Source organism: Cryptosporangium sp. NPDC048952, assembly GCF_043197895.1.
GTDB lineage: Bacteria > Actinomycetota > Actinomycetes > Mycobacteriales > Cryptosporangiaceae > Cryptosporangium.
Genome location: NZ_JBICTY010000006.1, coordinates 62,953 through 89,433 on the forward strand (window position 1 = coordinate 62,953; position 26,481 = coordinate 89,433).

28 protein-coding genes are annotated in these 26,481 nt (G+C 67.7%); 4 read left to right on the forward strand and 24 right to left on the reverse strand.

Annotation, left to right across the window (positions count from 1 at the left end; translation table 11 throughout):
* Positions 1 to 7: 7 nt before the first annotated feature.
* The 24 genes from rpsH to rpoB form a co-directional block, all read right to left on the reverse strand.
* Positions 8 to 415 (reverse strand): 30S ribosomal protein S8, encoded by a 408-nt coding sequence (rpsH, locus tag ACGFY5_RS30605; protein WP_392725165.1) that lies wholly within the window; start codon positions 413 to 415, stop codon positions 8 to 10.
* A gap of 100 nt (positions 416 to 515) precedes the next feature.
* Positions 516 to 701: a type Z 30S ribosomal protein S14 gene (locus ACGFY5_RS30610; RefSeq protein WP_392725167.1), complete on the reverse strand. Its 186-nt coding sequence runs from the start codon at positions 699 to 701 to the stop codon at positions 516 to 518.
* Positions 702 to 703: 2 nt separating this feature from the next.
* Positions 704 to 1,273, reverse strand: a complete 570-nt coding sequence (gene rplE / locus ACGFY5_RS30615) for a 50S ribosomal protein L5 (protein WP_392725168.1) — start codon at positions 1,271 to 1,273, stop codon at positions 704 to 706.
* Positions 1,273 to 1,620: a 50S ribosomal protein L24 gene (rplX, locus tag ACGFY5_RS30620; protein WP_392725170.1), complete on the reverse strand. Its 348-nt coding sequence runs from the start codon at positions 1,618 to 1,620 to the stop codon at positions 1,273 to 1,275. The genes rplE and rplX overlap by 1 nt, the downstream gene beginning before the upstream one ends.
* Before the next feature lie 2 nt (positions 1,621 to 1,622).
* On the reverse strand, positions 1,623 to 1,991 hold the full coding sequence (rplN, locus tag ACGFY5_RS30625) for a 50S ribosomal protein L14 (protein ID WP_035857817.1): 369 nt from the start codon (positions 1,989 to 1,991) through the stop codon (positions 1,623 to 1,625).
* A gap of 107 nt (positions 1,992 to 2,098) precedes the next feature.
* Complete coding sequence (gene rpsQ, locus ACGFY5_RS30630; RefSeq protein WP_392725172.1) at positions 2,099 to 2,386, reverse strand: 30S ribosomal protein S17; 288 nt, start codon at positions 2,384 to 2,386, stop codon at positions 2,099 to 2,101.
* A complete protein-coding gene (gene rpmC / locus ACGFY5_RS30635; RefSeq protein WP_035857819.1) occupies positions 2,383 to 2,622 on the reverse strand; it encodes a 50S ribosomal protein L29 in 240 nt (79 codons plus the stop codon). The genes rpsQ and rpmC overlap by 4 nt, the downstream gene beginning before the upstream one ends.
* The gene (gene rplP, locus ACGFY5_RS30640) at positions 2,619 to 3,041 is read right to left on the reverse strand and encodes a 50S ribosomal protein L16 (protein WP_035857820.1); all 423 of its coding nucleotides are present in this window, start codon (positions 3,039 to 3,041) and stop codon (positions 2,619 to 2,621) included. The genes rpmC and rplP overlap by 4 nt, the downstream gene beginning before the upstream one ends.
* Positions 3,042 to 3,044: 3 nt before the next feature.
* A complete protein-coding gene (gene rpsC, locus ACGFY5_RS30645) occupies positions 3,045 to 3,965 on the reverse strand; it encodes a 30S ribosomal protein S3 (RefSeq protein ID WP_392725173.1) in 921 nt (306 codons plus the stop codon).
* Positions 3,965 to 4,435, reverse strand: coding sequence for a 50S ribosomal protein L22 (gene rplV / locus ACGFY5_RS30650; RefSeq protein WP_392725175.1), 471 nt, complete (start codon positions 4,433 to 4,435; stop codon positions 3,965 to 3,967). The genes rpsC and rplV overlap by 1 nt, the downstream gene beginning before the upstream one ends.
* 73 nt (positions 4,436 to 4,508) lie before the next feature.
* Complete coding sequence (gene rpsS, locus ACGFY5_RS30655) at positions 4,509 to 4,790, reverse strand: 30S ribosomal protein S19 (RefSeq protein ID WP_035857823.1); 282 nt, start codon at positions 4,788 to 4,790, stop codon at positions 4,509 to 4,511.
* A gap of 11 nt (positions 4,791 to 4,801) precedes the next feature.
* Positions 4,802 to 5,638: a 50S ribosomal protein L2 gene (gene rplB, locus ACGFY5_RS30660; RefSeq protein WP_392725177.1), complete on the reverse strand. Its 837-nt coding sequence runs from the start codon at positions 5,636 to 5,638 to the stop codon at positions 4,802 to 4,804.
* 43 nt (positions 5,639 to 5,681) lie between these two features.
* On the reverse strand, positions 5,682 to 5,978 hold the full coding sequence (gene rplW / locus ACGFY5_RS30665; RefSeq protein WP_344647622.1) for a 50S ribosomal protein L23: 297 nt from the start codon (positions 5,976 to 5,978) through the stop codon (positions 5,682 to 5,684).
* Complete coding sequence (gene rplD / locus ACGFY5_RS30670; protein WP_392725179.1) at positions 5,975 to 6,664, reverse strand: 50S ribosomal protein L4; 690 nt, start codon at positions 6,662 to 6,664, stop codon at positions 5,975 to 5,977. Before rplD ends, rplW begins: the two co-directional genes overlap by 4 nt.
* Positions 6,661 to 7,329, reverse strand: coding sequence for a 50S ribosomal protein L3 (gene rplC, locus ACGFY5_RS30675; RefSeq protein ID WP_392725181.1), 669 nt, complete (start codon positions 7,327 to 7,329; stop codon positions 6,661 to 6,663). Before rplC ends, rplD begins: the two co-directional genes overlap by 4 nt.
* A gap of 145 nt (positions 7,330 to 7,474) precedes the next feature.
* A complete protein-coding gene (rpsJ, locus tag ACGFY5_RS30680) occupies positions 7,475 to 7,783 on the reverse strand; it encodes a 30S ribosomal protein S10 (protein ID WP_035857828.1) in 309 nt (102 codons plus the stop codon).
* A 108-nt stretch (positions 7,784 to 7,891) separates the two neighbouring features.
* Entirely contained in the window at positions 7,892 to 9,085 is a 1,194-nt protein-coding gene (gene tuf, locus ACGFY5_RS30685; protein ID WP_344647625.1) for an elongation factor Tu, read from the reverse strand.
* A gap of 84 nt (positions 9,086 to 9,169) precedes the next feature.
* Complete coding sequence (gene fusA / locus ACGFY5_RS30690; RefSeq protein ID WP_392725184.1) at positions 9,170 to 11,269, reverse strand: elongation factor G; 2,100 nt, start codon at positions 11,267 to 11,269, stop codon at positions 9,170 to 9,172.
* Positions 11,270 to 11,305: 36 nt separating this feature from the next.
* Positions 11,306 to 11,776 carry a 30S ribosomal protein S7 gene (gene rpsG / locus ACGFY5_RS30695; protein ID WP_392725186.1) on the reverse strand — a complete coding sequence of 157 codons (471 nt, stop codon included), beginning with the start codon at positions 11,774 to 11,776 and terminating at the stop codon, positions 11,306 to 11,308.
* A 1-nt stretch (position 11,777) separates the two neighbouring features.
* A complete protein-coding gene (gene rpsL / locus ACGFY5_RS30700) occupies positions 11,778 to 12,152 on the reverse strand; it encodes a 30S ribosomal protein S12 (protein ID WP_035857832.1) in 375 nt (124 codons plus the stop codon).
* 404 nt (positions 12,153 to 12,556) lie between these two features.
* Positions 12,557 to 13,609 (reverse strand): hypothetical protein, encoded by a 1,053-nt coding sequence (locus ACGFY5_RS30705; protein WP_392725188.1) that lies wholly within the window; start codon positions 13,607 to 13,609, stop codon positions 12,557 to 12,559.
* Between the two features lie 36 nt (positions 13,610 to 13,645).
* Positions 13,646 to 14,137 carry a hypothetical protein gene (locus tag ACGFY5_RS30710; RefSeq protein WP_392725190.1) on the reverse strand — a complete coding sequence of 164 codons (492 nt, stop codon included), beginning with the start codon at positions 14,135 to 14,137 and terminating at the stop codon, positions 13,646 to 13,648.
* A gap of 150 nt (positions 14,138 to 14,287) precedes the next feature.
* Positions 14,288 to 18,184, reverse strand: a complete 3,897-nt coding sequence (locus ACGFY5_RS30715; RefSeq protein WP_392725191.1) for a DNA-directed RNA polymerase subunit beta' — start codon at positions 18,182 to 18,184, stop codon at positions 14,288 to 14,290.
* 101 nt (positions 18,185 to 18,285) lie between these two features.
* Positions 18,286 to 21,717 carry a DNA-directed RNA polymerase subunit beta gene (gene rpoB, locus ACGFY5_RS30720; protein WP_392725192.1) on the reverse strand — a complete coding sequence of 1,144 codons (3,432 nt, stop codon included), beginning with the start codon at positions 21,715 to 21,717 and terminating at the stop codon, positions 18,286 to 18,288.
* A 707-nt stretch (positions 21,718 to 22,424) separates the two neighbouring features.
* Here rpoB and ACGFY5_RS30725 point away from each other — a divergent pair.
* From ACGFY5_RS30725 to ACGFY5_RS30740, 4 genes are all read left to right on the forward strand, one after another.
* Positions 22,425 to 23,492, forward strand: coding sequence for a PRC-barrel domain-containing protein (locus tag ACGFY5_RS30725; protein WP_392725194.1), 1,068 nt, complete (start codon positions 22,425 to 22,427; stop codon positions 23,490 to 23,492).
* Between the two features lie 192 nt (positions 23,493 to 23,684).
* Positions 23,685 to 24,392, forward strand: a complete 708-nt coding sequence (locus tag ACGFY5_RS30730) for an NTP transferase domain-containing protein (protein WP_392725196.1) — start codon at positions 23,685 to 23,687, stop codon at positions 24,390 to 24,392.
* Positions 24,389 to 25,183: a CDP-alcohol phosphatidyltransferase family protein gene (locus ACGFY5_RS30735; RefSeq protein ID WP_392725198.1), complete on the forward strand. Its 795-nt coding sequence runs from the start codon at positions 24,389 to 24,391 to the stop codon at positions 25,181 to 25,183. The genes ACGFY5_RS30730 and ACGFY5_RS30735 overlap by 4 nt, the downstream gene beginning before the upstream one ends.
* Entirely contained in the window at positions 25,180 to 26,448 is a 1,269-nt protein-coding gene (locus ACGFY5_RS30740; protein ID WP_392725200.1) for a hypothetical protein, read from the forward strand. Before ACGFY5_RS30735 ends, ACGFY5_RS30740 begins: the two co-directional genes overlap by 4 nt.
* Positions 26,449 to 26,481: the final 33 nt, after the last annotated feature.

The following is a 26,481-nucleotide window of genomic DNA, read 5'->3' on the forward strand; positions in this document are numbered from 1 at the left end:
CTCTCCCCTACCAGACGTAGGCGAGGACTTCCCCGCCCACTCCACGCTTGGTCGCCTGCCGGTCGGTGAGCAGACCCGAGGACGTGGAGATGATCGCCACGCCGAGGCCGCCCAGAACGCGGGGCAGACTGTTGGACTTCGCGTACACCCGCAGGCCGGGCTTCGAGACACGCCGCAGGCCGGCGATGCTCCGCTCCCGGTTGGGGCCGTACTTCAGATCAACGGTGAGGACCTTGCCAACGGCGCCCTCGGCCGGGTCCGCGACGCTCCAGCCGGAGATGTAGCCCTCCTGCTGGAGGATCTCGGCGACGTGGGCCTTGAGCTTCGAGTGGGGCATCACCACCCGGTCGTGGTACGCCGAGTTGGCGTTGCGCAGACGAGTCAACATGTCTGCGATCGGGTCGGTCATCGTCATGGGTTCATGCCTTTCTCGCCGCGGTTCCCAAAGGCCTTCGGCGAAGCAGCGGACCTGGTGACAGGTCCTTCATACGAGGTGGCGATCTGCGCGCGGCGCGTCACCACGAGGACTTGGTGACTCCGGGAAGCTCGCCGCGGTGCGCCATCTCACGGACGCAGATGCGGCACAGACCGAACGACCGGTAGACGGCGCGCGGACGGCCACAACGCTGGCAGCGAGTGTACGCACGGACCTTGAACTTCTGCTTGCCGGCCGCCTTCTGGATGAGGGCCTTCTTCGCCATGCTCAGTTCTCCTTGAACGGAAAGCCGAGGAGCTTGAGCAGCGCCCGACCCTCCTCGTCCGTCGTCGCGGTGGTCACGACAGTGATGTCCATGCCCCGCGGGCGGTCGATGCGGTCCACGTCGATCTCGTGGAACATCGACTGCTCGTTCAGGCCGAACGTGTAGTTGCCGTGACCGTCGAACTGCTTGCCGTTCAGACCGCGGAAGTCGCGGATACGGGGCAGCGCGATCGACAGCAGGCGGTCCAGGAACTCCCACATCCGGTCGTTGCGAAGGGTGACCTTCGCGCCGATCGGCTGGCCCTCACGCAGCTTGAACTGCGCGATGGACTTCCGGGCCTTCTGCACCTGCGGGCGCTGGCCGGTGATCGCGGTGAGGTCGCGGACCGCACCGTCGATCAGCTTGGAGTCGCGGGCGGCGTCGCCGACGCCCATGTTCACGACGACCTTGACGACGCCCGGGACCTGCATGACGTTCGAGTACTCGAACTGCTCACGCAGCGCGGGGACGATTTCCTCGCGGTACCGCAGCTTCTGCCGCGGCTGGATCTTTTCGGTGGCCGGGGCAGTCATCAGATGTCCTCACCGGTCCGCCGGGAGACGCGGGTCCGCTTGCGCGAGACCTGGCCGTCGTCGCCGGTGACCTCTTCGGTCCGGTAGCCCACCCGAGTCGGCTTGCCGTCGTTACCGATCACCATCACGTTGCTGACGTGGATGGCGGCCTCCTGCGTCACGATGCCGCCGGTCTTGGCGCCACGCTGCGTGGAGGAAACCTTGGTGTGCTTCTTGATCCGGTTCACACCCTCGACGAGCACGCGCTGCGTGTCGGGGTAGGCCTGGATCACCTTGCCCTTGGCGCCCTTGTCCTTGCCGGCGATGACCAGCACGGTGTCGCCCTTTTTCACCTTGAGCTTGGCCATGGTCAGAGCACCTCCGGGGCGAGCGAGATGATCTTCATGAACCGCTTGTCGCGCAGCTCGCGCCCGACCGGGCCGAAGATACGGGTCCCGCGCGGGTCGCCACCGTCCTTGATCAGGACCGCGGCATTCTCGTCGAAACGGATGTAGGAGCCGTCCGGCCGCCGCTTCTCCTTCACGGTGCGGACGACGACGGCCTTCACGACGTCACCGCGCTTCACGCCCGCGCCGGGGATGGCGTCCTTGACGGTGCCCACGATGATGTCGCCGATACCCGCGTACCGCCGGCCGGAGCCTCCGAGGACCCTGATGCACAGGATCTCTTTGGCCCCAGTGTTGTCGGCGACACGCAGTCGCGACTCCTGCTGGATCACGTCAACTCCATAGATGTCGCGCCGGTTCTCTCATTGAGAGCCTGGCGGAACGGAACTTTCTCAATTGTGCCGGAAGGTTCTCCCGAACCTTCCGGCAGCAGCCCAAGCTACTTGGCGCGCTCGAGGATCTCGACGACGCGCCACCGCTTGGTGGCCGACAGCGGCCGCGTCTCCATCAGCCGGACCCGGTCGCCGACGCCGCAGTCGTTCTGCTCGTCGTGCGCCTTCAGCCGGTTGGTGCGACGGATGACCTTGCCGTACAGGCGGTGCTTGACGCGGTCTTCGACCTCGACAACCACGGTCTTGTCCATCTTGTCGCTGACCACGTAACCCTCACGGGTCTTGCGGTCACTGCGGCTCTCCGCAGTCTGCTCGCTCACAGCTTCCTCACTCATGCCGTCACCTCACTCGGCGCCTGCTCGATGCCGAGCTCACGCGACCGCATGATCGTGTAGATCCGGGCGATGTCCCGGCGGACGACCTGGAGTCGGCGGTTGTTGTCCAGCTGACCGGTCGCGTTCTGGAAGCGGAGGTTGAACAGCTCCTCCTTGGCTTCCCGCAGCCGGGTGACGAGCTGCTCGTCGTCGAGCTCGCGCAGCTCAGCAGCCTTGTCGTTCGGGCCACTGCTCATGCTGCCTCACTCCCTTCGCGCTTCACGATCCGGCACTTCATCGGCAGCTTGTGGATCGCGCGGCGCATGGCCTCGCGAGCGATCTGCTCGTTCGGGTACTGCAGCTCGAAGAGCACACGACCCGGCTTCACGTTGGCGATCCACCACTCCGGCGAACCCTTACCGGAACCCATGCGGGTCTCGGCCGGCTTCTTGGTGAGCGGACGGTCCGGGTAGATGTTGATCCAGACCTTGCCACCACGCTTGATGTGGCGGTTGATCGCGATACGCGCCGACTCGATCTGCCGGTTGGTCACGTAGGCGGGCTCCAGAGCCTGGATGCCGTACTCGCCGAAGGTGACCGCGGTGCCGCCCTTGGACGCGCCACGGCGCGTCGGGTGGTGCTGCTTCCGGTGCTTGACCCTGCGGGGAATCAGCATGGGTCAGCCCTCCTGACCTGCGTTGTCGACCTGCGTCGGGGCAGCCTCGGGCGCCTCGACGGCCGGCGTGGCAGCCGGCTCAGTTGCAACTGGCGCCTCGACCTGAGCCTCGGTCGCCTTGGCCTCGGTCGCGACCGGAGCCTCGGCCTCGGTGGTGCGCTCGGCACCCCGACCGCCGCCCTGACGCTCACCGCGGTTACGACCGCCGCCACCGCCACCGGCGCCACGACGACGCTCCGGACGGTTGCCGCGGTGCTGGCGCAGCGCGGCCTCGGCCGCCTCGCGCTCGGCGCGGCTCTGCACGACGTCGCCCTTGTAGATCCACACCTTGACGCCGATGCGACCGAACGTGGTGCGGGCCTCGTAGAAGCCGTAGTCGATGTTCGCGCGGAGCGTGTGCAGCGGCACCCGGCCCTCGCGGTAGAACTCCGACCGCGACATCTCGGCACCGCCCAGGCGGCCGGCGCACTGCACCCGGATGCCCTTGACGCCCGGCGACTTCATCGCCGACTGCATGGCCTTACGCATGGCGCGACGGAAGCTGACGCGGCTGGAGAGCTGCTCCGCGACACCCTGAGCGACGAGCTGGGCGTCGGCCTCGGGGTTCTTGACCTCGAGGATGTTGAGCTGCACCTGCTTGCCCGTGAGCTTCTCGAGCTGCCCACGGATCCGGTCGGCCTCCGCACCGCGGCGGCCGATGACGATGCCCGGCCGAGCGGTGTGGATGTCGACGCGGACCCGGTCACGGGTGCGCTCGATGTCGACCCGGGCGATGCCGGCGCGCTCCATACCGCGCGACATCATCTTCCGGATCGCCACGTCTTCACCGACGTAGTCCTTATACAGCTTGTCCGCGTACCAGCGGGACTTCCACTCGGTCGTGATGCCGAGTCGGAAGCCGTGCGGGTTGACCTTCTGACCCATTACTCGGCGCTTCCCTTCGTGGCTGCCGACCGGCCGCCGCTCGCCTTCTTCGGCGCCCGCTTCGGCTTCGCCGTCGGGGCCACACTCTCCACCACGACAGTGATGTGGCAGGTGCGCTTCCGGATCCGGTAGGCACGCCCCTGGGCGCGCGGCCGGAACCGCTTCATCGTCGGGCCCTCGTCCACGAAGGCCTTCGTCACGAGCAACGAGTCGGGGTCGAGCCGCTCGTTGTGCTCCGCGTTCGCGATCGCGCTCTCGACCACCCGGTAGACCTGCTCACTGGCGGCCTGGGGGGCGAACTTGAGCGCGGTCAGCGCCTCTTTGGCGGGGAGACCACGGATGAGGTCAACCACACGCCGGGTCTTCATCGCCGTCGTCCGGACGTACCGCGCCTCGGCGAATGCGCCCGGGGCGTCCCCGAGCAGCGCCACGCGTCGCGGATTCACGCGCTTGCCGTCGATCACTGCCATCTGTCTGCTCTCTCGTGTCATCCGCGCCCGGGTACTAACCGAACGCGCCGGTTCACCGGGTGCGTGGTCCGCGTCAGCGGCGGCGGCTCTTGCGGTCGTCCTTCTCGTGACCCTTGAAAGTACGGGTCGGCGAGAACTCGCCCAGCTTGTGCCCGACCATCGCCTCGGTGACGAACACCGGCACGTGCTTGCGTCCGTCGTGGACACCCAGCGTGTGGCCGATCATCTCCGGCGTGACGGTCGAACGACGCGACCAGGTCTTGATGACGTTCTTGGTTCCCCGGGCGTTCTGCGCGTCCACCTTCTTGATCAGGTGGTCGTCGACGAAGTAGCCCTTCTTCAAGCTGCGGGGCATGGCCTACAACCTCAGCGCTTCTTGTTGGTCTTGCGGCGGCGGACGATGAATTGGTCGCTGGCCTTGTTGGCCCGGCGAGTACGCCCCTCGGGCTTGCCCTTGGGGTTGACCGGGTGACGACCACCAGAGGTCTTGCCCTCACCACCACCGTGCGGGTGGTCGATCGGGTTCATCGCGACACCGCGGACGGTCGGGCGCTTGCCCTTCCACCGCATACGGCCGGCCTTACCCCAGTTGATGTTCGACTGCTCGGCGTTGCCGACCTCGCCGACCGTGGCACGGCAGCGAGCGTCGACGTTGCGGATCTCGCCGGACGGCATACGCAGCTGGGCGTACGGGCCGTCCTTGGCGACGAGCTGGACGCTCGCGCCGGCGGACCGGGCGATCTTGGCGCCGCCACCGGGCCGGAGCTCGATCGCGTGCACGACCGTACCGACCGGGATGTTGCGCAGCGGCAGGTTGTTGCCCGGCTTGATGTCGGCGCCCGGACCGGTCTCGATCCGGTCGCCCTGCTTCAGCTTGTTCGGCGCGACGATGTAACGCTTCTCGCCGTCGACGAAGTGCAGCAGCGCGATGCGCGCGGTGCGGTTCGGGTCGTACTCGATGTGAGCGACCTTGGCCGGCACGCCGTCCTTGTCGGCCCGGCGGAAGTCGATCAGCCGGTAAGCACGCTTGTGTCCACCACCCTGGTGGCGGGTCGTGATCCGACCGTGCGCGTTACGGCCGCCCTTGCTGTGCAGGGGGCGGACCAGCGACTTTTCCGGGTGGTCACGGGTGATCTCGGCGAAGTCGGCGACGCTCGACCCACGCCGGCCCGGCGTAGTCGGCTTGTATTTGCGGATGCCCATCTGTATCCCTCAGCTCTCGATCCTCAGAGTGGTCCGGCCCCCGTCAGGAGACCGGCCCCCCGAAGATCTCGATGCGGTCGCCCGGCGCGAGACTCACGATCGCGCGCTTGGTGTCTTTCCGCTTACCCGTGCCGAACTTGGTCCGCTTACGCTTCCCCTGCCGGTTCTGCGTGTTGACCGCCGTGACTTTGACGTTGAAAACCTGCTCGACCGCGATCTTGATCTGCGTCTTGTTCGCGTCGGGCGAGACGAAGAACGTGTACTTGTTCTCGTCCAGCAGGCCGTAGCTCTTCTCCGAGACGACCGGAGCGAGCAGGATGTCGCGCGGGTCGGGAATCACTTCTCGTTCTCCTCGGTGTCGAGCTCGGCCGAGCTGGCCTTCGCCGTCGCGCCGCGACCGGAGATCGGGCCCGCCACGAACTCGTCGTATGCGTCCTTGGTGAACACCACGTCGTCGCTGATCAGCACGTCGTAGGTGTTGAGCTGGTCAGGAGCCAGCACGTGCACCTCGGCGACGTTGCGCACCGACAGCCAGCTGTTGCGGTCGCCGCGGGCGACCACGACGAGCACGTGGCGGGAGGTGGAAACGTTCGCGAGCGCCTTGACGGCGTCCTTGGTGGACGGCACGTCGCCGGAGACCAGTCCGTCGAGCACGTGCACACGGCCACCGCGAGCCCGGTCGGAGAGCGCACCCCGGAGGGCAGCAGCCTTCATCTTCTTGGGCGTCCGCTGCGAGTAGTCGCGCGGCTGCGGGCCGTGGACGACGCCACCGCCGGTGAACTGCGGTGCGCGGGTCGAGCCCTGACGGGCGCGGCCGGTGCCCTTCTGCTTGTAGGGCTTGGCCCCACCGCCGGACACCTCCGCGCGGGTCTTGGTCTTGTGCGTGCCCTGGCGGGCCGCCGCCTGCTGGGCCACCACTACCTGGTGGATCAGCGGGATGTTCGTGGTCACGTCGAAGATCTCGGCGGGCAGATCGGCCGTACCGGTCTTCGTGCCGCCGGCGTCGACGATGTCAATGGTCGTCACTTCGCCACTCCGCCCTTACCGAGCTGGGTCTTGGCGGCGGTGCGGATGAGCACCAGGCCGCCCTTGGGCCCGGGCACAGCGCCCTTGACCAGGATCAGGCCCTTCTCAGCGTCGATGCGGTGGACGCTGAGGTTCATCGTCGTGGTGCGGACGCCACCCATCCGGCCGGCCATCCGCACGCCCTTGAATACACGGCCCGGGGTCGCGCAGCCGCCGATCGAGCCCGGCGCGCGGTGCTTGCGCTGGACACCGTGGCCGGCGCCGAGGCCCTTGAAGCCGTGACGCTTCATGACACCCGCGTAGCCCTTGCCCTTGCTGGTGCCGACGACGTCGACCTTGATGCCCTGCTCGAAGATCTCCGCGGAGATCTCCTGCCCGACCTCGTACTCGGCCGCGTCAGTCGTGCGAATTTCGACCAGGTGGCGCCGCGGGGTGACGCCGGCGCCCTTGAAGTGGCCGCTCTCCGGCTTGTTCACCTTCCGCGGGTCGATGGCGCCGAAAGCGACCTGGACCGCGGAGTAGCCGTCACGTTCGGGGGTGCGCACCTGGGTCACGACATTCGGCCCGGCCTGAACGACGGTCACCGGAACCATCCGGTTGTTCTCGTCGAAGACCTGGGTCATGCCGAGCTTCTCGCCCAGGATCCCCTTGATCTGCCTGTCCATCTCTTCTTTCCGACTCTCTTGGGTCCGGATCCTCTCCGCGCCCACGTGCTCGGCGCGGCGTGTCCTTTTCTTGAAGACGCTGTCTTCGATGTGGTGCGTAATACGTTGTCGGGTCCTGAGTCCGAACCCGAGCGCTATTACGTCCTTAGAGCTTGATCTCGATGTCGACGCCGGCCGGAAGGTCGAGACGCATGAGCGAGTCGACGGTCTTCGGCGTCGGGTCGAGGATGTCGATCAGCCGCTTGTGGGTCCGCATCTCGAAGTGCTCGCGGGAGTCCTTGTACTTGTGCGGCGAGCGGATCACGCAGTAGATGTTCTTCTCGGTCGGCAGCGGCACCGGGCCAGCAACCGACGCACCAGTACGGATCACCGTGTCGACGATCTTCCGCGCCGAGCTGTCGATGACCTCGTGGTCATAGGCCTTGAGCCGGATGCGGATCTTCTGTCCCGCCATGGAACCTTCAGTCCTGTCTCTAACGCCGGGGGTCTGGTGGCTGCCGGATGGTCGTCCGCGCGGCGCGGCGGTCGGATCTCAGCGACCCGACCGCCGCACTACGGACAACTAGTTGTTGATCTTGGTGATGCGGCCGGCGCCGACGGTCCGACCACCCTCGCGGATGGAGAAGCGCAGGTTGTTCTCCATGGCCACCGGCTGGATGAGCTTCACCGACATGTCGGTGTTGTCACCCGGCATGACCATCTCCGTGCCCTCGGGGAGGGTCACGACGCCGGTCACGTCCGTGGTACGGAAGTAGAACTGCGGCCGGTAGTTGTTGAAGAACGGCGTGTGGCGGCCACCCTCGTCCTTGCTGAGGATGTAGACCGTCGCCTCGAACTCCGTGTGCGGAGTCGTCGTGCCCGGCTTGATGATGACCTGGCCGCGCTCGACGTCCTCGCGCTTGATGCCGCGGAGGAGCAGACCGACGTTCTCGCCGGCACGCGCCTCGTCGAGCAGCTTGCGGAACATCTCGACGCCGGTGACCGTGGTGGTCTGCTTGGTCTCCTTGATGCCGACGATGTCGACGGTCTCGTTGACCTTCAGCACACCCCGCTCGACACGGCCGGTGACGACCGTACCGCGACCGGTGATCGTGAAGACGTCCTCGATCGGCATGAGGAACGGCTTGTCGAGGTCCCGCTCGGGCTCCGGGATGGTCTCGTCGACCGCGTTCATGAGCTCGAGGATCTTCTCGCCCCACTCGGCGTCGCCCTCGAGCGCCTTCAGCGCCGAGACACGAACGATCGGGGTGTCGTCGCCCGGGAACTCGTACTGGCTGAGGAGCTCGCGCACCTCGAGCTCGACGAGCTCCAGGATCTCCTCGTCGTCCACGACGTCGGCCTTGTTCAGGGCGACGACGATGTACGGAACGCCGACCTGGCGGGCCAGGAGCACGTGCTCCTTGGTCTGCGGCATCGGGCCGTCGGTCGCGGAGACGACCAGGATCGCGCCGTCCATCTGGGCGGCACCGGTGATCATGTTCTTGATGTAGTCAGCGTGCCCGGGGCAGTCGACGTGCGCGTAGTGACGCGACTCCGTCTGGTACTCGACGTGCGCGATCGAAATCGTGATACCGCGCTGCCGCTCCTCCGGCGCCTTGTCGATCTGGTCGAACGGCGTGAAGGGGTTGATGTCCGGGTACTTGTCGTGCAGGACCTTGGTGATCGCCGCGGTCAGCGTCGTCTTGCCATGGTCGATGTGACCGATGGTGCCGATGTTGACGTGCGGCTTGGTCCGCTCGAACTTCGCCTTCGCCACTGGTCTTTCCTCCTGTGGAGTGAAACTGGAACGCCGTGCGTCCGGGTCTGTTTCGGGTCGGGTATCGCTCTCGCCGCCGGCGAACTACTCGCCGGTGGCCTTCGCGATGATCTCCTTCGCCACGTTCGTGGGAACTTCGGCGTAGGAGTCGAACTGCATGGAGTAGCTCGCCCGGCCCTGGGTCTTCGACCGGAGGTCTCCGACGTAGCCGAACATCTCGGAGAGCGGAACCAGTGCCCGGACAACGCGGGCACCGCCACGCTCTTCCATCGCCTGGATCTGGCCGCGCCGCGAGTTGAGGTCGCCGATCACATCGCCCATGTTCTCTTCGGGCGTGGTGACCTCGACCGCCATCATCGGCTCGAGCAGTGCCGGGTCGGCCTTGCGGGCCGCTTCCTTGAGCGCCATCGAACCGGCGATCTTGAAGGCCATCTCCGAAGAGTCGACCTCGTGGTACTGACCGTCGACGAGCGTGAACTTGATGCCGACGAGCGGGTAACCGGCCAGTACGCCGTACTGCATGGCGTCCTGGGCGCCGGCGTCGACCGACGGGATGTACTCCCGCGGCACCCGACCACCGGTGACCTTGTTCTCGAACTCGTAGCTCGGCGCGTCCCCGTCCTGCGGGATCGGCTCGATGTTGATCTTCACCTTCGCGAACTGACCCGAGCCACCGGTCTGCTTCTTGTGGGTGAAGTCGTAGCCTTCGACCGTGCGACGGATCGTCTCGCGGTAGGCCACCTGCGGCTTACCGACGTTGGCCTCGACGTTGAACTCGCGCCGCATGCGGTCGACCAGCACCTCGAGGTGCAGCTCACCCATGCCGCCGATGACCGTCTGACCGGTCTCTTCGTCGTTGTGGACCTTGAACGTCGGGTCTTCCTGCGCGAGCTTCTGGATCGCGGTGCCCAGCTTTTCCTGGTCAGCCTTGGTCTTCGGCTCGATCGCGACCTCGATGACCGGGGCCGGGAACGTCATCGACTCGAGGATGATCGGGTTCGACGGGTCGCTCAGGGTGTCGCCGGTGGTGGTCTGCTTCAGCCCCTGCACCGCGACGATGTCGCCGGCGCCGACGCTCGGCAGCTCCTCACGCTTGATCGCGTGCATCTGGTAGATCTTCCCGACCCGCTCCTTGCGGTCCTTGGTCGAGTTGATCACCTGGGTGCCCGAGTCCAACCGGCCGGAGTAGATCCGGAGGTAGGTCAGCGTTCCGAGGTGCTTGTCGGACTGGATCTTGAACGCCAGGGCGCTGAAGGGTTCCTTCTCGTCCGAGTGCCGGGAGTCCGGGGTCTCGCCGTCCATCTTCGTGCCGTCGATCGACGGGAGGTCGAGCGGGCTCGGCAGGAAGTCGACGACCGCGTCGAGCATGGGCTGGACGCCCTTGTTCTTGAACGCGGAGCCGCAGACGACCGGGTTGACCTTGTCGGCCAGCGTGGCGCGACGGATCGCGGCCTTCAGCGTCTCGACCGAGATCTCTTCGCCTTCGAGGTACGCCTCGGCGATCGAGTCGTCGACGTCGGACATCGTCTCGAGGAGCTTCTCGCGCCACTCGTTGGCCTGGTCGACCAGGTCGGCGGGAATCTCCTCGACGGCGTAGTCCTCACCCTTCTGGGTCTCGCCGCGCCACGTGAGCGCACGCATACCCACCAGGTCGACGACACCGATGTGGTCGCCCTCGAGCCCGATCGGGATCTGCAGGACGGCCGGGGTGGAGTTGAGCCGGTCGATCATCATCTGGACGCAGCGGAAGAAGTCCGCTCCCGTGCGGTCGAGCTTGTTGACGAAGCACATCCGCGGGACGTGGTACTTGTCCGCCTGTCGCCAGACGTTCTCGGTCTGCGGCTCGACGCCGGCAACACCGTCGTAGACCGCCACTGCACCGTCGAGCACCCGCAGCGACCGCTCCACCTCGACCGTGAAGTCGACGTGGCCCGGCGTGTCGATGATGTTGATCCGGTGGTCGTGCCAGTAACAGGTCGTCGCGGCGGACGTGATCGTGATGCCGCGCTCCTGCTCCTGCTCCATCCAGTCCATGGTGGCTGCGCCATCGTGGACTTCACCGATCTTGTAGTTGATACCGGTGTAGAACAGGATCCGCTCGGTCGTGGTGGTCTTGCCCGCGTCGATGTGGGCCATGATCCCGATGTTGCGGACCTTGGCCAGGGCGGCGTTGTTGCCAGCCATCAATCTTGCCTTTCAGCTTCGAGTGCGGGACGCGGATTACCAGCGGTAGTGCGCGAAGGCCTTGTTCGACTCGGCCATCTTGTGCGTGTCCTCGCGGCGCTTCACGCTCGCGCCGAGACCGTTGCTCGCGTCCATCAGTTCGTTCATGAGGCGCTCGGTCATGGTCTTCTCACGGCGGGCGCGGCTGTACTGGATCAACCAGCGGAGCGCCAGCGTGGTGCTACGACCGGGCCGAACCTCGACCGGGACCTGGTAGGTGGCGCCACCGACACGGCGGCTGCGCACCTCGAGGGCCGGCTTCACGTTGTCGAGCGCGCGCTTCAGCGTGACGACCGGGTCGTTGCCGGTCTTCTCGCGGGCGCCCTCGAGAGCCCCGTAGACAATGCGCTCCGCGACCGACCGCTTCCCACTCATCAGGACCTTGTTGATCAGCTGAGTGACGAGCGGCGAGTTGTACACGGGGTCGATGACCACCGCGTGCTTCGGAGCGGGACCCTTGCGGGGCATATCAGCTCTTCTCCTTCTTCGCGCCGTACCGGCTGCGGGCCTGCTTGCGGTTGCGGACACCCTGGGTGTCCAGCGAGCCGCGGATGATCTTGTAGCGGACGCCGGGCAGGTCCTTCACACGACCGCCGCGGACCAGGACGATCGAGTGCTCCTGGAGGTTGTGTCCAACGCCCGGGATGTATGCGGTGACCTCGACGCCACTGCTCAACTTGACACGCGCCACCTTCCGCAGAGCCGAGTTCGGCTTCTTGGGCGTGGTGGTGTAGACGCGCGTGCACACGCCACGGCGCTGCGGGCTGCCCTTGAGCGCAGGAGTCTTGGTCTTTTCGACCTTGTCCTGCCGGCCCTTGCGGACCAACTGCTGGATCGTGGGCACCGGGTCTCCGCTTTCTTCTCGACTAATGTCCTCGTGTTGAGCCAGATGTCCGGCTCCTCCGACCCCCGCGGTCGGGCGTGTCGCGCCAGCCGCAGGCCAAGAGTCTGCGAGATGCAAACCCCGGGGAGGCCGTGCCCCCAGTAGTGGGCGCACGTGCATGCCCAGGCGTAACCCAGGCACGAAAAGCAAGACTACCTACGGCCCGACCACAGGTCAAAACGACTACCGCCGCTGCTCTTGCCGCGGCTAGGTAGTGCGTGTTACCTGGCCCCGCCGGCCCGTGACTCTCGCCGCGGGCAGGCACCGCTCATAACGGTACCTCGGTACTGCCGGATCGACCACAACCGAACGGCCCGGCTCCCCGAGGACGGGAGCCGGGCCGTTGTGTCCGGACGGTTACCGGGTCACGGGCTGGTGCTGGCCGCCAGGATCGCGACGTTCACGATGGCGAACACGATGGCCAGCGCGATGCCGACGCCACCGGCGATGAGACCGGTCGTCGCCTGCTGCTTGCCGCCGAGGACGCCACCCGAGGCCTTGATCTTGTTGTTGCTCATGACGCCGGTCGCGATCGCGACACCACCGGCGATGATCGGCAGGAACGCGGCGAACGGGCTGCAGCAGGCCAGCAGCGACGCGACAGCGGACACGATGCCGGCGATCATCGAGACCAGCGCGAGTTGCTCCTTCTGCGGCTGCCCGGGAGCTCCGTACGCACCGGCCGGGGGGTAGCCGGGGGTCGGGTAGCCGGGGGCGCCGTAGCCGGAGGTGGGCTTGTCGGCCCCGTAGCCGTACCCCGAGGTGGGGGCGGCCGGGTTGTTCGGGTCGTAGCCGTACGACGGCTGCGCGCCGTAGCCCGAGGTCGGGTTGCTCGCGCCGTACCCCGAGGTGGGGTCGCTCGGCCCGTAGCCCGACGTGGGAGCGGCTCCGTAGCCCGACGTGGGAGCGGCTCCGTAGCCCGAGGTGGGGTTGTTGGGGTCGTAGCTCGGCGGCTGCTCGGCACCGGCGCCCCACGGCGAGCCGTAACCCGACGTCGGCGCGGCCGGGGGCGGCTGCTGCTGCCCGTAGGGCGGCGGGTCGTACGACGGCGGGTTGCCGTACTGGCCACCACCGGGCGTGCTGCCGTACTGGCCTCCCTGCGGCGTGCCGTACGGGTCGGCCGGAGCGCCGTACTGACCGCTGCCGTACTGGTCGGACGGCGGGTTGCCGTACTGCCCGGCACCCGGCGCACCGTACTGGTCGCCGTAGCCCGAAGGCGGTGGGGTCGCCGGTTGGCCGTACGGGCTGTCGGGAGCCTGCCCGTAGTCGGGCGTGCTGAAGTTGGGGGTCTGCGGGGCCCCGGACGGGTTGTTGTAGTCGGGGAAGCTGAATCCGCTCGGCGGCTCCTCCCCAGGGCGACCCTGGCGATCCCGCGGGTCGTAGGGCTGGGCCGGCTCAGAGCCAGGTCGGTCGGTCATCTCTCTCCTCGTCGGACGCGGCTCCGTGCTGCCTCGTCAGTTGACGTTCTCGTCGTAGCTCGGCCCGTTACCCACGGACCCGATCAGCAGCCCGATCACGACCACGACGATCACGATCGCGCTCACCGCCACGGCGATCCAACTCAGGATCTCCCCGGTGCGCAGCGCCTTTCCTCCGGTGAGAAAACCAGCCGCGGCGGCGATCTCGCTACGGGCCGGACGCACGAGAGCGAGCCCGGCCAGACCCGGGACCAACCCTCCCCCGCACAACATCAACAGCACACCGACGACGCCCAACGCGAGAACGGCCCACGCCTTGCTGGACGGCGCCTCGTCGGGATCGGCCGGGTGCCGTTCGGTGACCGTGCGCGGCGCCGGCTGAGCCGGCGCCGATGGCTGCGGCGGCGGCGCGACCGGAGCGGCCTGCGCAGATGCGAGCACCTCCGGCGTCGCCGGCGTGGCGAAGCCGATCTCGGCCGGAGCCTGGCCGGGGGCCGGACGCGCCCACGGCGACGTGCCTTCGGTCATCGTCACCTCCCACCGACCATGAACACCCGAAACTGCATCGTGCCATCATCCCCCGACACGACCACCACACGGGCGCGGGCCGCCCGGGAGAACCCGGGCGGCCCGCTGTGCTGAACGTGAGGTCAGCGGTTGACTGACCTCACCATCGCGTCAGCGATTGAAGGACCCATAGTCGAAGTCGTCCAGCGGAACGGCCTGGCCGGAGCCGGTGCCGAAACCGCCGTACTCGACGTCGTCGTACGGCGTCATCGAGTAGACCTGAGCCCGTGCTTCCTCGGTGGGCTCCACCCGGATGTTGCGGTACCGGGAGATGCCGGTACCGGCCGGGATCAGCTTTCCGATGATCACGTTCTCCTTGAGACCGATCAGCGAGTCGCTGCGCGCGTTGATCGCCGCGTCGGTGAGCACGCGGGTGGTCTCCTGGAAGGAGGCCGCCGAGAGCCACGACTCGGTCGCCAGCGACGCCTTGGTGATACCCATCAGGATCGGACGACCCGAAGCCGGCTCGCCGCCCTCGGCCACCACCCGACGGTTCTCGTTCTCGAACATCGGCCGCTCGATCGGGGCACCGGGCAGGAACTCGGTGGCACCCGAGTCGATGATGATCACCCGGCGGAGCATCTGCCGGACGATGATCTCGACGTGCTTGTCGTGGATCGGCTGACCCTGCGACCGGTACACGTTCTGCACCTCGTTGACCAGGTGCAGCTGCACGGCACGCGGGCCCTGGATGCGGAGCACCTCGTGCGGGTCCACCACACCGTCGGTCAGCTGCTGGCCCACGATGACGTGCTCGCCGTCGGCCACCCGCATCCGCACGCGGCGCGAGAGCTTGTCGTAGGCGATCTCCTCCGACCCGTCGTCCGGGACGATGACGATCTTCCGCGACTTCTCGGTCTCCTCGATGCGGATCCGACCGGCGGTCTCGGCGATCGGGGCCTTGCCCTTGGGGACACGGGCCTCGAACAGCTCGACCACACGCGGCAGACCCTGCGTGATGTCGTCACCGGCCACACCACCGGTGTGGAAGGTACGCATCGTCAGCTGGGTGCCGGGCTCACCGATCGACTGGGCCGCGATGATGCCGACCGCCTCGCCGACGTCGACCAGCTTGCCGGTCGCGAGCGAACGCCCGTAGCAGTACGCGCAGACGCCCATCGCCGACTCGCAGGTCAGCACCGAGCGAACCTTGACGTCCTTGACGCCGGCCTTGACCAGCGCGTCGATCAGCACGTCGCCGAGGTCGGACCCACCAGGGGCCACCACGACGCCGTCGGGGCTCTTCGCGTCGGTCGCGAGCGTCCGGGCGTAGGAGTTCGTCTCGACGTGCTGGTGCTTGACGAGCGAACCGTCCGGGCTCTCGGTCGCGATCGGGACCGAGACACCACGCTCGGTGCCGCAGTTCTCCTCGCGGATGATCACGTCCTGCGAGACGTCCACCAGACGACGGGTCAGGTAACCCGAGTCGGCGGTACGCAGGGCGGTGTCGGCCAGACCCTTACGGGCACCGTGGGTGGAGATGAAGTACTCCAGCACCGACAGGCCCTCACGGAACGAGGACTTGATCGGACGCGGGATCGTCTCACCCTTGGGGTTGGCGACCAGACCACGGATACCGGCGATCTGCCGGACCTGGATCATGTTTCCTCGGGCACCCGAGTTGACCATCATCCAGATCGGGTTCGTCTCCGGGAAGTTCGCCTCCATGGCCTTGGCGACCTCGTTCGTCGCCTTGGTCCAGATCTCGATGAGCTCCTGACGGCGCTCTTCCCCGGTGATCACACCGCGCTGGTACTGCTTCTCGATCTTGTCGGCGTCCTTCTCGTACCGGTCGAGGATCTCCGGCTTGGTCGGCGGCGTCACGACGTCGTCGATCGAGATGGTGACACCGGCCCGGGTGGCCCACCGGAAGCCGTACTCCTTGAGAGCGTCCAGCGTCGCGGCGACCTGCACCTTCGGGTACCGCTCGGCGAGGTCGTTGACGATCGCCGAGAGCTGCGGCTTGCGCACCTCGTAGTTCACGAAGCGGTAGTCGGTCGGGAGCGTCTCGTTGAAGAACACCCGGCCGAGCGTCGTCTCGACCAGCAGCGGAGCACCCGGCTCCCAGTCCTCCGGCGCGACCCACGGCTCGGCGCCAGGGCCGTTGTCGACCGTCGGGGCACCGTCGATCCGGATCCTCACCGGTGTCTGGATGTTGAGCTCGCCCAGGTCGTAGGCCATCACGGCCTCGGCGTCGGACCCGAAGACCCGGCCCTCACCGATGCGACCCTCGCGGACCGCGGTGAGGTGGTAGAGGCCCAGCACCATGTCCTGGGTCGGCGAGGTGATCGGACGACCCGACGCCGGCGACAGGATGTTGTTGCTGGAGAGCATCAGCACCCGGGCCTCGGCCTGCGCCTCGGCCGACAGCGGCAGGTGCACCGCCATCTGGTCACCGTCGAAGTCCGCGTTGAACGCGGTGCAGACGAGCGGGTGGATCTGGATGGCCTTGCCCTCGACCAGCTGGGGCTCGAAGGCCTGGATACCCAGACGGTGCAGGGTGGGCGCACGGTTGAGCAGCACGGGGTGCTCGGAGATGACCTCTTCGAGGACGTCCCACACGACCGGACGCGCACGCTCGACCATCCGCTTGGCCGACTTGATGTTCTGCGCGTGGTTCAGATCGACCAGGCGCTTCATCACGAACGGCTTGAACAGCTCGAGCGCCATGTAGCGCGGCAGGCCGCACTGGTGCAGCTTGAGCTGCGGGCCGACGACGATGACCGAACGGCCGGAGTAGTCGACGCGCTTGCCGAGCAGGTTCTGGCGGAACCGGCCCTGCTTGCCCTTGAGCATGTCGGACAGCGACTTGAGCGGGCGGTTACCCGGGCCGGTGACCGGCCGGCCGCGGCGGCCGTTGTCGAACAGTGCGTCGACGGCCTCCTGCAGCATCCGCTTCTCGTTGTTGACGATGATCTCCGGCGCACCCAGGTCGAGCAGGCGCTTGAGCCGGTTGTTCCGGTTGATCACCCGGCGGTACAGGTCGTTCAGGTCGCTGGTGGCGAAGCGGCCACCGTCGAGCTGGACCATCGGCCGCAGGTCCGGCGGGATGACCGGAACGCAGTCGAGCACCATGCCCATGGGCGAGTTGCGGGTGTTCAGGAACGCCGCCACGACCTTGAGCCGCTTGAGCGCCCGGATCTTCTTCTGGCCCTTGCCGGACCGGATGGTCTCGCGCAGGCTCTCCGCCTCGTTGTCGAGGTCGAAGCCCTCGAGCAGCTTCTGCAGCGCCTCGGCGCCCATGCCACCGACGAAGTACTCGCCGAACCGGTCGCGCAGCTCACGGAAGAGCAGCTCGTCCGGGATCAACTGCTTGACCTCGAGCTTGCGGAACGTGTCGAGGACCTCGTCGAGACGGTCGATCTCCCGCTGCGCACGGTCGCGCAGCTGGCGCATCTCGCGCTCGCCGCCCTCCTTGACCTTGCGGCGGACGTCGCTCTTCGCGCCCTCGGCCTCGAGCTCGGCCAGATCGCCCTCGAGCTTCTTGGCGCGGGCGTCGATGTCGGCGTCACGACGCTCCTCGACCCGACGACGCTCGACGGCGATCTCCGCCTCGATCGTCGACATGTCGCGGTGACGTGCCTCGGTGTCGACCTGCGTGATCAGGTAGGCCGCGAAGTAGATGATCTTCTCGAGGTCCTTGGGGGCCAGGTCGAGCAGGTAGCCCAACCGGCTCGGGACGCCCTTGAAGTACCAGATGTGGGTGACCGGAGCGGCCAGCTCGATGTGGCCCATCCGCTCACGGCGGACCTTGGCCCGGGTCACCTCGACGCCGCAGCGCTCACAGATGATGCCCTTGAACCGGACGCGCTTGTACTTACCGCAGTAGCACTCCCAGTCCCGGGTGGGGCCGAAGATCTTCTCGCAGAAGAGCCCGTCCTTTTCCGGCTTGAGGGTGCGGTAGTTGATCGTCTCCGGCTTCTTCACCTCGCCGTGCGACCACTGGCGAATGTCGTCGGCCGTCGCGAGGCCAATACGCAGCTCGTCAAAGAAGTTGACGTCTAGCACGTGTTTCAGTCCCTCTTCTAGAGGTTCGTTACTGCCTTTGGTGTAGCTCTGACCCTCGTCACGGGCCGGCGGCGGCTGCTGTCGCCGCCGGCTCGTAACCGTTACACCTCTTCGACGCTGCTCGGCTCGCGACGAGACAGGTCGATGCCCAACTCCTCCGCGGCCCGGAAGACCTCGTCGTCCGAGTCACGCATCTCCAGCGCCACGCCGTCGCTCGAGAGAACCTCGACGTTCAGGCAGAGCGACTGGAGTTCCTTCAGCAGAACCTTGAACGACTCCGGAATGCCCGGCTCGGGGATGTTCTCGCCCTTGACGATGGCCTCGTAGACCTTCACGCGACCGAGCACGTCGTCGGACTTGATGGTGAGCAGCTCCTGCAGCGCGTAAGCCGCACCGTAGGCCTGCATCGCCCAGCACTCCATCTCACCGAAGCGCTGGCCACCGAACTGCGCCTTACCACCCAGCGGCTGCTGCGTGATCATCGAGTACGGGCCGGTCGAGCGAGCGTGGATCTTGTCGTCGACCAGGTGGAGCAGCTTCAGGATGTAGACGTAACCGACGCTGACCGGCTCCGGGAACGGCTCGCCGGAGCGGCCGTCGAACAGCCGCGCCTTGCCGGTGGAACCGACCATGCGGTCGCCGTCGCGGTTCGGGATCGTCGAGGCCAGCAGCCCCGTGATCTCCTCCTCGCGAGCACCGTCGAACACCGGGGTCGCGGTGTTGACGTTCGGCTCGGCCTCGTCCGCACCGATCCGCCGCAGCTCCTTCGACCAGGGCTCGTCACCCTCGACCTTCCAGCCCTGGGAGGCGATCCACCCGAGGTGGGTCTCCAGGACCTGGCCGATGTTCATTCGACCGGGGACACCGAGCGGGTTGAGCACGATGTCGACCGGCGTGCCGTCCTCGAGGAACGGCATGTCCTCGGCCGGGAGGATCTTCGAGATGACGCCCTTGTTGCCGTGACGGCCGGCGAGCTTGTCGCCGTCCTGGATCTTCCGCTTCTGGGCGACGTAGACCCGGACCAGCTCGTTCACGCCCGGCGAGAGCTCGGCGCCCTCGTCCCGGCTGAACACGCTGACGCCGATGACCTTGCCGGACTCACCGTGCGGCACCTTGAGCGACGTGTCGCGGACCTCGCGCGCCTTCTCACCGAAGATCGCGCGGAGCAGCCGCTCCTCCGGGGTCAGCTCGGTCTCACCCTTGGGGGTGACCTTGCCGACCAGGATGTCGCCGGTGGTGACGTCGGCACCGATGCGGACGATGCCGCGCTCGTCGAGGTCGGCCAGGACCTCCTCGGAGACGTTCGGGATGTCCCGGGTGATCTCCTCGGCGCCCAGCTTCGTGTCGCGGGCGTCGACCTCGTGCTCCTCGATGTGGATCGAGGTGAGGACGTCGTCCTGAACCAGACGCTGGCTCAGGATGATGGCGTCCTCGTAGTTGTGGCCCTCCCACGGCATGAACGCGACGAGCAGGTTCTTGCCGAGCGCCATCTCGCCCTCGTCGGTGCAGGGACCGTCGGCGATGACGCCGCCCTTCTCGATCCGCTGCCCCTCCTCGACCAGCGGGCGCTGGTTGATCGCGGTGCCCTGGTTCGAGCGGCGGAACTTGTGCAGCAGGTAGGTGCGGCGGGTTCCGTCGTCGTGCATCAGCGTGACGTAGTCGGCACAGACGTCCTCGACGACACCGGCCTGCTCGGCCAGCACGACGTCACCGGCGTCCTGCGCGGCACGCGCCTCCATACCGGTGCCGACCAGCGGCGACTCGCTACGGAGCAGCGGCACGGCCTGACGCTGCATGTTCGCGCCCATGAGCGCGCGGTTGGCGTCGTCGTGCTCGAGGAACGGGATCATCGCGGTCGCGACCGAGACCATCTGCCGCGGCGAGACGTCCATGTAGTCGACCTCGGCGCCGGGCACGTAGTCGATCTCACCGCCCTTACGGCGGACCAGGACGCGGTCCTCGGTGAAGCGGCCCGACGCGTCGAGGATGGCGTTGGCCTGCGCCTTGACGTACCGGTCCTCCTCGTCCGCGGTCAGGTAGTCGATCTGCGACGTCACGACGCCGTTGTCGACCTTGCGGTACGGGGTCTCGATGAAGCCGAACGGGTTGACCCGCGCGAACGTCGAGAGCGCACCGATCAGACCGATGTTCGGGCCTTCCGGCGTCTCGATCGGGCACATCCGGCCGTAGTGGCTGGGGTGCACGTCGCGGACCTCGAAGCCCGCGCGCTCACGGGACAGACCACCCGGGCCCAGCGCCGAGAGCCGGCGCCGGTGGGTGAGACCACCCAGCGGGTTCGTCTGGTCCATGAACTGCGACAGCTGGCTGGTGCCGAAGAACTCCTTGATGGAGGCGACGACCGGCCGGATGTTGATCAGCGTCTGCGGCGTGATGGCCTCGACGTCCTGCGTGGTCATCCGCTCGCGGACGACGCGCTCCATGCGGGAGAGGCCGACGCGGACCTGGTTCTGGATCAGCTCGCCGACCGTGCGCAGGCGCCGGTTGCCGAAGTGGTCGATGTCGTCCGACTCGTAGTCGGCATCGCCCACGTGCAGCTTCACCAGGTAGTCGATCGTCGCGACGATGTCGTCCTCGGTGAGGACGCCCGTCGTGATCGGCATCCCGACTTCCAGCTTCTTGTTCACCTTGTAGCGACCGACCTTCGCGAGGTCGTACCGCTTCGGGTTGAAGAAGAGGTTGTCGAGCAGCGTCTGGGCGTTCTCACGCGTCGGCGGCTCGCCCGGACGCAGCTTGCGGTAGATGTCGAGCAGCGCCTCGTCCTGAGTCTGGACGTGGTCCTTCTCGAGCGTCGCGAGGACGATCTCCGAGTGCGCGAAGCGCTCGCGGATCCGCTCCGGCGTCCAGCCCAGCGCCTTCAGCAGGACCGTGACGGCCTGCCGACGCTTCCGGTCGATACGGACGCCGATCGTGTCGCGCTTGTCGACGTCGAACTCGAGCCAGGCGCCCCGGCTCGGGATCACCTTGACGCTGGTGACGTCCTTGTCCGAGGTCTTGTCGGGCTGCCGGTCGAAGTACACGCCCGGCGAACGCACGAGCTGGGAGACGACGACCCGCTCGGTGCCGTTGATGATGAAGGTGCCCTTGGGCGTCATCATCGGGAAATCGCCCATGAACACCGTCTGGCTCTTGATCTCGCCAGTGGTGTTGTTGGTGAACTCCGCGGTGACGAACAGCGGAGCGCAGTAAGTGAGGTCCTTCTCCTTGCACTCCTCGATCGAGGCCTTGACCTCTTCGAAGCGGGGGTTGGAGAAGGAAAGGGACATCGACCCCGAGAAGTCCTCGATCGGGGAGATCTCCGTCAAAATTTCATCCAGACCGGCGACCGACGACGGGTCACCAGTTACCCGCGACCGCCAGGCGTCGTTTCCGACCAGCCAGTCGAACGAGTCCGTCTGGAGTGCCAGCAGGTTCGGCACCTCGAGCTGTTCGGCGATCTTCCCGAACGAGATGCGTTGCGGCTTGCCGGCGGCGGTGCGGGGAGGAGTGTTTGTGCCGGGGCGGGAGACTGCCAAGATGCGTCCTTCCGAGGACCTGCGGATCCGAACGGTCGTCGTGCGCGCACTCCTATCGACCCCCAGTCAAATGGAGGTGCGAAAGGCAGAAGGCAGCGCAAACTAGCAGTGTAGCCGCAAGGCACACTACTGTCGAATCCCCAGGCAGGCGGCTTGACACCCCGTAAATCAGCCACCTCGAACCACACTCCCGGTTGAACCGTGTTTCCGCGCGAGAGACTCGCTGAAACATCGGGGGGACGACGGGAGCCGGCCCGACCACGCGTCCTGCCGCGCACCTCGGCAGGCCGAAATTACCGGGCTCGAATTACAAGCCCGTACTTCAGGTACTCGTCACGCTCAGCCACCAAGCATGTGCACTGGCTGCGCGCTACGAGAAGAGCGTGCCTGTGTGGGTCCGCCACGTCAAGAGGCGCGCCCCAGGTGGGGGGATACCTCACCGGATGAATGCCGCCCTGGCCAGGTGGAGGATGAGCTGGTGGGACACCGCGAGTCATCCGCGAGCCGCGGGTTGCGAGTGGGTGATGCACCGGTTCGACACGGTTGTGACATGAGTGACTGGCGATGACTCCTGACTCACCGTGTGCCTCACGCGAACCATGCGGGCTCAGTGAGCGTTTCACCTCACACGGGGCTCACGGATTGGACTTTCCGAGGATGGGTAGCTTGTCCGGCTGGACGGGACGAAGACCGCGGAGGCAAGGACCGTGCTGACACAGGAGCATGCGCAAGCGCTCGTGCATGCGATCGCGTACGACGCGACCGGCGGCAAGCTGGGCAAGATCGGCCAGGTCTACCTGGACAACCGCACGCAGGCACCGGAGTGGGTCACGGTGCACACGGGGTTGTTCGGTACGAAGGAGTCGTTCGTGCCGGTCCGGGACGCCGAGCTCGACGGCGACCGGCTGCTGCTGCCGTTCGAGAAGCATCTCGTGAAGAACGCGCCCGATCTCGATCCGGCCGGGCCGTTCGGTGCCCTGACGCCAGAGCAGGAGATGGAGCTCTACCGGCACTACGGGGCGCGGCCACCGGCTCCCCCGCCGGTCTCCGCCGCGATCGACGAGGACACCGGGCGGTTCAGCTCGTTCGGCGGTGCGACGGCGCTGGACGGCCTGGCCGACGACACGCCGTACGGCGAGCAGGCGCCCGTGCGGCCGGCCCGGCCGGACCTGCCGGCCGACGACCCGTTCGGCGGCGACCCCTACGGCCCGTACGACGACGACCCGGACGACGCGCCCCGCGCCTTCGACGAGCCCTCACGACCGTTCGACGCCACCCCGCCTGCCCCATCGACCCCAGTTGCGCCGTCGGCTCCGGCCGCCGCACCGCCCCCACCGCCGCCTGCGGATGACCGGCCGCCGCCGGAACCCCGGCCGACCCCGGAACCCCGGCCGATGCCGACGCTGTCCAGCTTCCGGCCGCCGACGCCCGCCGCCCGACCGGCGCCGGCGCCGGTTCCCCGCCCCGCGCCCGAACCCCCGCGTTCGGACGGCGCGAGCGACGAGGGACCGTTCCCACCCGGCCCGATCTCCCTCGACTTCCGGCCGACGACGCTGCAGGTGGCGCCCCACGCCGCGGACGCCCCCTCGGAGCCCCGGCGGGCCCCCGAACCGGAAGAGCCGGAGTCCCCGGCACCGAACGTGTTCGCGCCCCGCTCCGGGGAAAGCACACCGTTCCCCGCGGTGACGACGAGCCCCCTCGTTCCCCTCACCCCGGCCGCCGCGGCCGACCGCGGTCCCGCCGACCACGTGGGACGGCACCGCCGCCGAGGGTGACGAACTCCTCCCCGATCCACTCGACCTGACCGTTCCGCGGGTGTACACGGCGGGAACTCGGGATGATCGGTACCCGACGGGCGGATGACCACCGGGTATCCACAGCCTGGCTTCCCGACCGCCGGTGGATCGATCACGGGACGCTATCCTCCCGCGGGGTAGCGGAGAGATGAACGAGGAGTTGATGGCTTGATGTCGCCGCAGGTGGTGATCCTCGCGGCCGGGCTGGGCACGCGGCTCGGACGACCGCACCCCAAGACCCTGACTCCGTTGCGGGACGGAAAGAGCATCCTGCGCCACCAGCTCGACCGGATCGGCGCGGCATTCGGCGCCGACACCCGCGTCACCATCGTGGTCGGTTTCAAGATGAACCTGATCATGGAAGCCGCACCCGAGGCGCTGTTCGCCTACAACGAGGTCTACGACCAGACCAACACGAGCAAGAGCCTGCTCAAGGCCCTGCGCCTGTCCGCGTCCGGCGGTGTCCTCTGGCTCAACGGCGACGTCGTGTTCGTCGACGGTCTGCTCGAGCACGTCGCCGAGCAGGTCGCGGCCGACGAGAGCTTCATCTGCGTGAACACCGAGTCGGTCGCGGACGAGGAGGTCAAGTACACCCTCGACGGCGACGGGTTCGTCAAGGACCTCTCCAAGCAGGTCCGCGTCGGTGCGCTCGGCGAGGCGGTCGGCATCAACTACGTCACCGAGGCCGACAAGGCCACGCTGATCCAGCACCTGGACGCCGCCGACGACCAGGACTACTTCGAGCGTGGCGTCGAGACCGCGATCGCCGACGCCGGCAGTAGGTTCCGTGCCGTGGACATCTCCCGTTTCGGGGTGGTGGAGGTCGACTTCGACGCCGACCTCGCCCGCGCCAACGAATTGGACGTCGAGACCCGATGAACCCGCCGATCTCCCCGGCCACCGTGCCCGCGGACTCCAGCGCGCCGGCTACCCCGCCGCGCCCGGGTGGGCGGCCCACCGCCGCCGACTTCCTGGCCCGCCACCGCGGTGGGGGCCTGTTCACCGAGACCGTGAACCAGCGGATCGGCTCCTACCTGGCCGTCGCCGCGCACCGCCTGCGGCTGGCGCCGTCCGCGCTGACGCTGATCAACCTCGTGCTCGGCCTCGCGGCGTCGATCGCCGTCGTGGTGCTCGCCCCCGCAGCCGCGCGGGACGACGTCCCGGCCTGGGCGCTGGGCCTGGGCGCGCTGCTGCTCTGGCAGCTCGCGTACAGCCTCGACTGCTCCGACGGTCAGCTGGCCCGGGTGACGGGCATGGCTGGTCCGGCGGGCGCCCGCGTCGACATCCTGTGCGACGTCGCGGTGCAGATCTCGCTCGTCGCCGCGATCTCGGCCACCGCGCTGGCGCACGCCCCGGAGACGCCGATCTGGCTGGTCGCGGTGTTCGCCGGCACCTGGATGATCAACCTCGTCACGTCGGTGCTGGCCTCGTCCAACACCGCGTCCGCGAGCCTGATGACGTCGACCTCCCTGCCCGTGCGCATCGTCAAGCTGGTCCGCGACTACGGTGCAGTCGTGACCGTGTGCGGGGTGGTGATCGCGTTCGTCCCCGGCTTGACGCCGTGGCTGATGGCGGCATTCACCGTGGTGAACGGGCTGTTCCTGCTCGCCAGCATCGGTCAGTCGGCGCGTAAGGCCGGCCTGGTGGCACCCCCGCACGATCCCCGGTGAAGAAGCTGCGGGGGCTCCGTAACCACCGGGGCTCTGCCGCCGGCCTCGCTGATCAGCTGGTCAGCGCCGGGGCGAATGCCGCGACCGGCCTGCTCGTCCTGCCGTTCCTCGCCCCGTCCGAGGCCGGCGCGGTGCTGTTCGCGATCAGCGTCGGCTACTTCGCCGTCGGCATCGCGCGCGCCATCGTCGGCGACGTCTTACTGACCTACTCCGCCCGCTACGGCGACGCCGACCGGGCCCGGCAGGCCTCCGACGCCACCAAGACGGCCGGGGCGCTGGGCCTGCTGGCGTCGCTGCTGGCGGTGATCGCCTGGGCGTCCGGGCCCCACTTCCTGCACGAGCTGATCTGGCTGGCGCCGTTCCTGCCGTTCGTCCTGACGCACGACGCGGGGCGCTACGTCTTCCTCGCGGCTCGCCGCCCCGACCGCGCGCTCGTCGCCGACCTGACCTACGTCGGTGTGCAGGCAGTGGTTCTGGCGGTGCTGCTCGGGCTCGGTTATCGCGACGGTGCGGTGTTCCTGTGCGCGTGGGGCATCGGTGGCATCGCGGGGACGGCCTCGTTCCTGCTTCGCGCCCGGATCAGCCCGCTGCGGGGCGACCTGCGCGGGTGGATTCGCGAGACCCGTCACCTGTCCAGCTGGCTGACGGTCACCGCGCTACTCGGCCAGGCCCAGGTGCAGTTCGTCTACACGCTCGTCACCGGCCTGCTGGCGCCCGCCGCGCTCTCACTCCTGCGTGCCGCCCAGTACGGCCTGCTGATGCCCGCACAGAACCTGCAGATGGCCGTCTCCAGCCTGCTGACGCCCCGGATGTCGCGGCTCGCCGGCGCGGGGGACGCCGCCGGGGTCAGCCGGCTGCTCCGCAGGGCACTGACCGCCACCGCGCTCTGCGGTCTGGTTCCGGTCGCGTTGTCCCCGCTCGCCGGTCCTCTGCTCGACGTCATCCTGCCCAAGTACGCGCAGGCGGGCACCATCGCGCTGCCCGTGGCGATCCAGGCCCTGATCTATCTCGTGCAGGTGCCGTTCACCGCGGCCCTGCGCGGGATGCAGCGCGTCCGCAGCCTGTTCGTGCAGTACGTCGTGTTCGTCGTGGCGCAGGCGGCCGCGCTGATCGTCGGCACGCTGGCGTACGACCTGCGCGGCGCCGCGTGGGGCATGATGGTCGGCTCCGCCATCGGGCTGGTGGCGATGATCGTGCTGTACCGGAATGCGCACCGTCAGCTCGCGCCGGTGGACACCAATACGATGAGCGCGACCGCTCGATGACAGAAATGGACAGCTAAGTGACCGACCCGACCC

Bases quoted from the DNA above. Each gene is read 5' to 3' on its own strand.
- rpsJ (WP_035857828.1), bottom strand. From the start codon at position 7,783: ATGGCGGGACAGAAGATCCGCATCCGGCTCAAGGCCTATGACCACGAG.
- ACGFY5_RS30735 (WP_392725198.1), top strand. From the start codon at position 24,389: ATGAACCCGCCGATCTCCCCGGCCACCGTGCCCGCGGACTCCAGCGCG.
- rpsH (WP_392725165.1), bottom strand. From the start codon at position 415: ATGACGATGACCGACCCGATCGCAGACATGTTGACTCGTCTGCGCAAC.
- rplB (WP_392725177.1), bottom strand. From the start codon at position 5,638: ATGGGCATCCGCAAATACAAGCCGACTACGCCGGGCCGGCGTGGGTCG.
- rplX (WP_392725170.1), bottom strand. From the start codon at position 1,620: ATGGCCAAGCTCAAGGTGAAAAAGGGCGACACCGTGCTGGTCATCGCC.
- rplC (WP_392725181.1), bottom strand. From the start codon at position 7,329: ATGGACAGGCAGATCAAGGGGATCCTGGGCGAGAAGCTCGGCATGACC.
- ACGFY5_RS30730 (WP_392725196.1), top strand. From the start codon at position 23,685: ATGTCGCCGCAGGTGGTGATCCTCGCGGCCGGGCTGGGCACGCGGCTC.
- ACGFY5_RS30710 (WP_392725190.1), bottom strand. From the start codon at position 14,137: ATGACCGAAGGCACGTCGCCGTGGGCGCGTCCGGCCCCCGGCCAGGCT.
- rplV (WP_392725175.1), bottom strand. From the start codon at position 4,435: ATGGCAGTGATCGACGGCAAGCGCGTGAATCCGCGACGCGTGGCGCTG.
- rpsG (WP_392725186.1), bottom strand. From the start codon at position 11,776: ATGCCCCGCAAGGGTCCCGCTCCGAAGCACGCGGTGGTCATCGACCCC.
- ACGFY5_RS30705 (WP_392725188.1), bottom strand. From the start codon at position 13,609: ATGACCGACCGACCTGGCTCTGAGCCGGCCCAGCCCTACGACCCGCGG.
- ACGFY5_RS30610 (WP_392725167.1), bottom strand. From the start codon at position 701: ATGGCGAAGAAGGCCCTCATCCAGAAGGCGGCCGGCAAGCAGAAGTTC.
- fusA (WP_392725184.1), bottom strand. From the start codon at position 11,269: ATGGCTGGCAACAACGCCGCCCTGGCCAAGGTCCGCAACATCGGGATC.
- rpsS (WP_035857823.1), bottom strand. From the start codon at position 4,790: ATGCCCCGCAGCTTGAAGAAGGGCTACTTCGTCGACGACCACCTGATC.
- rplP (WP_035857820.1), bottom strand. From the start codon at position 3,041: ATGCTGATTCCCCGCAGGGTCAAGCACCGGAAGCAGCACCACCCGACG.
- rpsQ (WP_392725172.1), bottom strand. From the start codon at position 2,386: ATGAGTGAGGAAGCTGTGAGCGAGCAGACTGCGGAGAGCCGCAGTGAC.
- rpsC (WP_392725173.1), bottom strand. From the start codon at position 3,965: ATGGGTCAGAAGGTCAACCCGCACGGCTTCCGACTCGGCATCACGACC.
- rplE (WP_392725168.1), bottom strand. From the start codon at position 1,273: ATGACTGCCCCGGCCACCGAAAAGATCCAGCCGCGGCAGAAGCTGCGG.
- rpmC (WP_035857819.1), bottom strand. From the start codon at position 2,622: ATGAGCAGTGGCCCGAACGACAAGGCTGCTGAGCTGCGCGAGCTCGAC.